This is a genomic window from Blastococcus sp. CCUG 61487, assembly GCF_005222955.1.
GTDB lineage: Bacteria > Actinomycetota > Actinomycetes > Mycobacteriales > Geodermatophilaceae > Blastococcus.
The window spans coordinates 1-6,488 of record NZ_LWUA01000083.1; the positions used below are offsets into that span (position 1 = coordinate 1).

Annotated in this window: 9 protein-coding genes and 1 pseudogene; 3 read left to right on the plus strand and 7 right to left on the minus strand. The window is 74.1% G+C overall.

Features of this window, described 5'->3' with window-relative positions; translation table 11 throughout:
* Both A6V29_RS20660 and A6V29_RS06290 read left to right on the plus strand, forming a co-directional pair.
* Positions 1-239, plus strand: a pseudogene (locus tag A6V29_RS20660) (hypothetical protein); the annotation flags it as partial.
* Positions 240-329: 90 nt separating this feature from the next.
* Complete coding sequence (locus A6V29_RS06290) at positions 330-1,325, plus strand: HAD family hydrolase (protein ID WP_249933055.1); 996 nt, start codon at positions 330-332, stop codon at positions 1,323-1,325.
* Here the strand turns inward: A6V29_RS06290 and A6V29_RS06295 are convergent.
* The 5 genes from A6V29_RS06295 to proC all read right to left on the minus strand — a co-directional run bounded on the left by A6V29_RS06295 (position 1,322) and on the right by proC (position 5,178).
* Positions 1,322-2,230, minus strand: coding sequence for a lysophospholipid acyltransferase family protein (locus A6V29_RS06295; protein ID WP_137159523.1), 909 nt, complete (start codon positions 2,228-2,230; stop codon positions 1,322-1,324). The genes A6V29_RS06290 and A6V29_RS06295 overlap by 4 nt on opposite strands.
* Positions 2,223-3,299: an NAD-dependent epimerase/dehydratase family protein gene (locus tag A6V29_RS06300; protein WP_249933056.1), complete on the minus strand. Its 1,077-nt coding sequence runs from the start codon at positions 3,297-3,299 to the stop codon at positions 2,223-2,225. Before A6V29_RS06300 ends, A6V29_RS06295 begins: the two co-directional genes overlap by 8 nt.
* 40 nt (positions 3,300-3,339) lie before the next feature.
* A complete protein-coding gene (locus A6V29_RS06305; protein WP_012854759.1) occupies positions 3,340-3,438 on the minus strand; it encodes a 30S ribosomal protein bS22 in 99 nt (32 codons plus the stop codon).
* 226 nt (positions 3,439-3,664) lie between these two features.
* Complete coding sequence (locus A6V29_RS20665) at positions 3,665-4,006, minus strand: helix-turn-helix domain-containing protein (protein ID WP_170977723.1); 342 nt, start codon at positions 4,004-4,006, stop codon at positions 3,665-3,667.
* 344 nt (positions 4,007-4,350) lie between these two features.
* Positions 4,351-5,178 (minus strand): pyrroline-5-carboxylate reductase, encoded by an 828-nt coding sequence (gene proC, locus A6V29_RS06315; protein WP_137159525.1) that lies wholly within the window; start codon positions 5,176-5,178, stop codon positions 4,351-4,353.
* A gap of 58 nt (positions 5,179-5,236) precedes the next feature.
* Between proC and A6V29_RS06320 the strand changes: the two genes are divergently transcribed.
* On the plus strand, positions 5,237-5,809 hold the full coding sequence (locus A6V29_RS06320; protein ID WP_137159526.1) for a type 1 glutamine amidotransferase domain-containing protein: 573 nt from the start codon (positions 5,237-5,239) through the stop codon (positions 5,807-5,809).
* A 10-nt stretch (positions 5,810-5,819) separates the two neighbouring features.
* On the opposite strand, the gene A6V29_RS06325 is transcribed toward A6V29_RS06320, so the two are convergent.
* Positions 5,820-6,275, minus strand: a complete 456-nt coding sequence (locus tag A6V29_RS06325) for a hypothetical protein (protein ID WP_137159527.1) — start codon at positions 6,273-6,275, stop codon at positions 5,820-5,822.
* Positions 6,272-6,488 (minus strand): hypothetical protein (locus A6V29_RS20670; protein WP_212719047.1); only part of this gene is annotated, 217 nt, incomplete at its 5' end. The genes A6V29_RS06325 and A6V29_RS20670, both read right to left, overlap by 4 nt.

The window sequence follows — 6,488 nt, forward strand, 5'->3', positions numbered from 1 at the left end:
GGCACACCGGCCAGCAGCCTCCGGCGCAGCAGCCGCCCCCGGCCGGGCGGCCCACGACGCCGGCGGTGCCCGGCGTCCCGCTGCCGACGACCCCGGGTGGCCTCGTGCCCGACCTGCTCGACCCGCCCTCGACGACGGCACCGGCCCCCACGCAGCCGCCGGTGCTCGATGCACCGGCGCCCTTGCCGCTGGATGCCTGCCTGGAGCTACCGCGCCTGCTCCGGCTGGGGCGGTGCTGACCGCTCTCCGGGCTGACCGCGGCGACCCCCGCTAAGGTCGCTGTCGTCGAGGGCCGCTCGCGCGGCGGATCGGATCCAGGGAGGACACCCGTGGCGCGACTGCCCTTCCGCAGCCGCAAGGACATCCGCCCGGCGACACCGGACCAGCCGGGCGGCGACGAGACCCGCGCCCACGTGGCCGGTGCCGCGTCGGCCGCCGCGGCCGACGTCGCGCTCCCGCCGGCCGTCGAACCCGATCCCACGGCCGCGGCGTTCTTCGACGTCGACAACACGATGATGATGGGCGCCTCGCTCTTCTGGTTCGCGCGCGGGCTGGCCGCGCGCAAGTACTTCACCGCCCGCGACATGGCCGGCTTCGTCTGGCAGCAGGCGAAGTTCCGCATCGGCGGCAACGAGGGCAACGCCGACGACGTCAACACGATCCGGGAGAACGCCCTGGCGTTCGTCGCGGGGCGGCCGGTCTCGGAGATCGTGCAGGCCAGTGAGGAGATCTACGACGAGCTGATGGCCGACCGGATCTGGGCCGGCACGCGGGCGCTCGCCCAGCAGCACCTCGACAACGGGCAGCGCGTCTGGCTCGTGACCGCGACGCCGGTGGAGCTGGCCTCGATCATCGCCCAGCGACTCGGGCTGACCGGCGCGCTGGGCACGGTCGCGGAGGTGGTGGACGGCGCGTACACCGGCCGCCTGGTGGGCGAGCTCATGCACGGGCCGGCCAAGGCGGAGGCGGTGCTGGCCCTCGCCGAGCGGGAGGGGCTGGACCTCGAGCGCTGCACCGCCTACAGCGACTCGGCCAACGACCTGCCGATGCTGTCGCTGGTGGGCACCGCGGTGGCGATCAACCCGGACACCGAGCTGCGCGCCGTCGCCAAGGCCCGCGGCTGGACGGTGCGCGACTTCCGGACCGGTCGGAAGGCGGCGAAGTACGGTCTGCCGGCCCTGGCGGCCGCCGCGCTCTCCGGAGGCGCCGTCGGCGGCGCGATCGCCCTGCGCCGCCGCAACGACCAGAAGGCCGCCCTCGCGCCCACGGGTCGCACGCTCGCCGAAGGCCTCCTGAAGCGCGGCCCTTCCGGCCTCTTCCGCTAGCCGAAGACGCCCTTGCGCTGCATGAGCAGCTGGTAGAGCGACTGCTGGATGGTCTCGCGTACCTGGTCGGTGAGGTTGAAGACCAGCATCGGGTCCTCGGCCGCGGCCGGGCCGTAGGACGCGGTCTCGATGGGCTCCCCGAAGGCGATCAGCCACTTCGACGGCAACGGCACCAGGCCCAGCGGACCGAGCAGCGGGAAGGTCGGCGTGATCGGGAAGTACGGCAGCCCGAGCAGCCGTGCCGCGGTGCGCGCGTTGCCGATCATCGGGTAGATCTCCTCGGCCCCGACGATCGCGCACGGGATGATCGGCGCACCGGTGCGCAGGGCGGCGCTGACGAAGCCGCCGCGACCGAACCGCTGCAGGGTGTAGCGCTCGTGGAACGGCTTGCCGATGCCCTTGAACCCCTCGGGGAAGACCCCGACCAGCTCGCCCTCGCTCAGCAGCCGTTCGGCGTCCTCGTTGCAGGCCAGCGTCGTGCCGAGTTTGCGGGCCATCGAGCCGACGAACGGGACGTCGAAGACCAGGTCGGCACCCAGCAGCCGCAGCCGGCGCTGGGCCGGGTGCTCGTCGTGCAGCGCCACCGTCGTCATCAGCGCGTCGACCGGCAGCGTGCCGGAGTGGTTGGCCACGACCAGCGCTCCGCCGACGTCGGGCACGTTCTGCAGCCCCTGGGTCTCCACCCGGAACCACGAGTGGAAGAACGGTCGGAGGATCGGCAGCAGCAGGTGGTCGGCGAGGTCGGGGTCGAAGCCGAACTCGTCGGTCTCGTACTCCCCCGTCACGCGGCGCCGCAGGAAGTCCAGCAGCTCGGAGACCTGGTCCTCCCAGCCCGGCGGGGCCGGCGGCGGGACGTAGGGCTCGTCGTCGTCGGGGCGCAGCGGGATGACCCGAGCCTCAGGCATCGCGCACCGCCCGCAGGCCCGGAGGTGGCGGGGCCGGGTGCAACCTGTCGCCGACGGCGGCGGTGGTGTCGCCGACCCGGGTGAGCACCCCCCGGACCCGCGAGGACGCCGATTCGATCAAGCGCGGCGGCACCACCGGCGGGACCGTCTGCGCGTAGTCGGCCAGCGCCTCGGCGGTCGTGTAGCGCGGCACGTAGCCGAACTCCGTGCGCAGCTTCGTCGTGTCCACCACCCGGCCGAAGTTGAGGAAGCGCATCTGCTCGGGCGAGTAGTCGACGAAGCCGAAGCGCCGCGAGATGCGCCCGACCGAGCCCAGCGCCGGCGTCGGCAGCGGCACCTCGATCCGGCCGAGCCGGCGGACCGCCTGCGAGAGCAGCAGCGTCCCCTCGCCACCCGCGTTGACCGTGCCCGAGAACTCGCCGGTGGTGGCCCGCACGAGCACCGCCAGGGCGTCGTCCTCGTGCAGGAGCTGGACGCGGGCGTCGTAGCCCAGCGCCGTCGGGACCACCGGCATCCGCAGGAAGTGGGTGAGCAGCGAGTCGATCCGCGGGCCGATGAAGTTGGTGAACCGGAGCACCGCGACGTCGACGTCGGGCCGGCGCCGCGCGAAGGAGCGGACGTAGCCCTCGATGTCGACGCTGTCCTTGGCGAAGCCGCCGGACGGGACCTGGCGCGCGTGCATCGACTCGGTGAAGACCGCGGGGTCGCGGGAGGAGGCGCCGTACACCGCGGTCGTGGACTTGAGCACGAACCGGCGCACCGTCTCGGCGCGCTGGCAGGCGGCCAGCAGCTGCATCGTGCCGATGACGTTGAGTTCCTTCATCGGGCCGCGACCGCCCGCGCCGGCCGGCGTCGAGCTGATGTTCATGTGGACGACGGTGTCGACCGACGCCGCCGAGATCACCTTCGCGATCAGCGGGTTGCGGATGTCGGCGCGCACGAACTCGGTGCGTCCGAGCCGGCGCAGCATCGCCGGCGACGGCGGGACCGTGTCGACGCCGATGACCCGCCCGATCGAGGGGTCGGCCGCGAGCTCGGCCGCCAGCGCTCCGCCCAGCCACCGGCTCACGCCGGTAACGAGGACGACCGCGGGCGGCACGAGCGTCAGCTCACTTCTTGTTGCGGCGCTGGACGCGCGTCTTCTTCAGCAGCTTGCGGTGCTTCTTCTTCGCCATCCGCTTGCGCCGCTTCTTGATGACCGAACCCACGTGGTGCTCCAGACGTCGTGACGAAAATATGCGCGCTCGTGCGGAACCGGGCCACGGGCCCGGTTCACCCGGCGTCCGAGCGTACCGGCCCGGGAGCGACCCCGTCGTCCCACCACCCCCCGGAAACGGCGAGGCCCGGCTCCGCAGGAGTGGAGCCGGGCCGTCCCCGGTCCCGTCCAGGGGCTCGCCCCGAGCGTGCGAGGGGTGAGGAGGACGGGGTCCTCTTTCAGGCGATGTCGGTGTACGCGTCGCGCAGGTAGTCCTGCACCGCGCGCTCCGGGACGCGGAAGGAGCGGCCGACGCGGACGGCGGAGAGGTCGCCGGCGTGCACGAGGCGGTACACGGTCATCTTCGAGACGCGCATCATCGCGGCCACCTCGGCCACGGTGAGGAACGTGACGGCCGCGCGGGGGGCCGGAACGCTCGGGCGACCCACGGGCATGGCGGCCGGGTGGGCGGCGGGCACGGGACGCGCGACCGCGGAGGCCGGCATGGGGCGGCCCATCGGACGCTGGCCCGGGATCCCCGGACGGACGACGGTGGCGGCGTGGCGCTGGGGCATGCTCATGGTTCTCGTCTCCGGACCTAGCTCGAGCCGTGGCGCCGGCTTCCCCACCGGCAACTGAACACGCACGAGCTGACACTGAGCGTAAGGGGACGGGCGTGACTGGAGCGATGGATGAATCGAACAGACGGACCGATCCGTCCTGGGCAGATATCTACCTATGTCGACCGGTCGACAAATGGCTCGGCGCGTCCTCCACAGGCGTGACGACGACACGACGCAGCGTGCACGGAATCTGCACTCCGTTGCGCTAGCGTGTTCGCCCGCTTGCGGCCCGTGATCATCTGCGGTCGCAGGGGGAACACCGGCCACCCGGGCCTCCGCATCGAGCGGCAGCCCCGCCCGTCTCAGCTGCCGGAGCCCCCGAGCTCGCGCGACCGCGCCTGCGCCGCGGTCACGGCGGCGGCCACGGCAGCCCGTACGTCGTGGCTGTCGAACTCGGCGATCGCGGCGACCGTCGTCCCGTTCGGGCTGCTGACCGCTGCCCGCAGGTCGGCCGGATCCTGGCCGGAGTCGCGCATCATGACCGCCGCACCGACCGCCGTCTGGACGACCAGGTCGGCCGCCAGCCGGCGGGAGAGGCCGAGCGCCGCCCCGGCGTCGACCAGCGCCTCGACGAGGTAGAAGAAGTAGGCCGGGCCACTGCCCGACAGCGCGGTGACGGCGTCCTGCTGCGGCTCGGGCACCCGCCGGACCTCGCCCACGGCCCCCAGCAGCTGCTCGGCCTCGGCCAGGTCGGCGTCCCCGGCGTGAGCACCCGCGGAGACGACGCTCATCCCCTCCTCGACCAGGGCCGGCGTGTTCGGCATGGCCCGGATCACCGCAACCCCCGCCGGCAGCGCCGCCTCGATCCGGGCGGTGGGGACACCCGCGGCGACCGACACCACGAGGTGCCCGTCGTCCACGTACGGGGCGAGGTCGGCCAGCACCGCGTCGACGTCCTGCGGCTTGATCGCGAGCAGCAGCACCCGCGCGCGGGCCGCCGCGACCGCGAGGTCGACCACCTCGACGCCGTGCCGGCCCGCGAGCTCCGCGGCCCGCTCGGCGCTGCGCTCGCAGACGACGACGTCACCCGGTCCGCTGCGGCGGACGAACCCGGCCAGCAGCGCCTCCCCCATCCGCCCGCCGCCGATGACGGCCAGGCCACGGCGCTGCGGGAACGGCTGCTCGGGCATGGGACGAACCTAGTGCGCCGCGTGTGTGGCACCCGGGTCACGGGGTAGCGGCAGCCCCATGGCTGGAGAACTGGACGGGATGAAGGTGGCGGTCCTCGCGACCGACGGCGTGGAGCAGGTCGAGCTGGACCGGCCGTGGCAGGCGCTCGAGGAGGCCGGCGCCGCGCCGGAGCTGGTGTCGCTGGAGGCCGGGTCGATCACCGCCTTCCAGCACCTCGACAAGGGCGACACGAAGAAGGTGGACACGACCGTCGCCGACGCCGATCCCGACGGCTACGCGGCGCTGGTCCTCCCCGGCGGCGTCATCAACGGCGACTTCGTCCGGGCCGACGCCGACGCGGTCGCCTTCGTGAAGGCGTTCTTCGAGGCCGGCAAGCCGGTGGCCGCCATCTGCCACGCGCCCTGGGTGCTGGCCGAGGCCGACGTCGTCCGCGGCCGGCGCATGACGTCGTGGCCGTCGCTGCAGACCGACCTGCGCAACGCGGGCGCGACGTGGGTGGACGAGGAGGTCGTCGTCGACGGCAACCTGATCACCAGCCGCAAGCCCGACGACCTGGACGCCTTCGACGCCGCGATCGTGGAGGAGTTCGCCGCCGCGCGCGACACCGAGCCGGCCGACACCGGCGCCTGAGCGGCGCCGGTCAGCGGGAGGCGAGCAGTTGCGCCGCGGGGACGATCGTCAGGAGCGTGCCGGCGAAGACGAGGAGGGCGAGCAGCCGTAGCCCCATCGGCTCGTCGCCCTGCCGCTGCCGCCACACGCCCACCCCCGCGACGAGGCCCGTCACGGCCAGGGGCACCAGGAGCAGGGCGACGTAGGCGGCCATCTCCCACAGCAGGGTCGCGGCGAAGAAGACCCCGACCCCCGCGGCCAGGGCGATGAGCAGCTCGCCGCCGAAGCGCAACCAGGCGAGCGCGCTCTCCTGCGGCGTGGCGTCGTCGTCCAGGTCGTCGACGTCGGCCCCGACCACCGGGATGGGGCCGGTGGAGAGGTGCCGGTCCTCGGCCCGGGGGCGCGCGCCGGCGCGAGGCGCCCGGCCGGCGGCGCGACCGGTGTCCCGGAACGGGTCGCGGTCGTCGCGCAGCGCGTCGGGGGTCACGTCGGGCAGCGGCGCCGAGGGGTGCGGGACGGCCGGGGCGCGGTCGGGACGCAGCCCGGGGGATGGCCGCGGTCGACGGGGTCGGCCGCGGCGGACAGCCGCTCGCGCGGCGGCGGGGTCGAGCGGGCGACCTTGGGCGGCGCCGAGGCGAACCGGGAGGATCCGGTCCGGCCGGTGTCGGCGGCGGTGCGGTCGGCGCGGGAGGACCGCGCG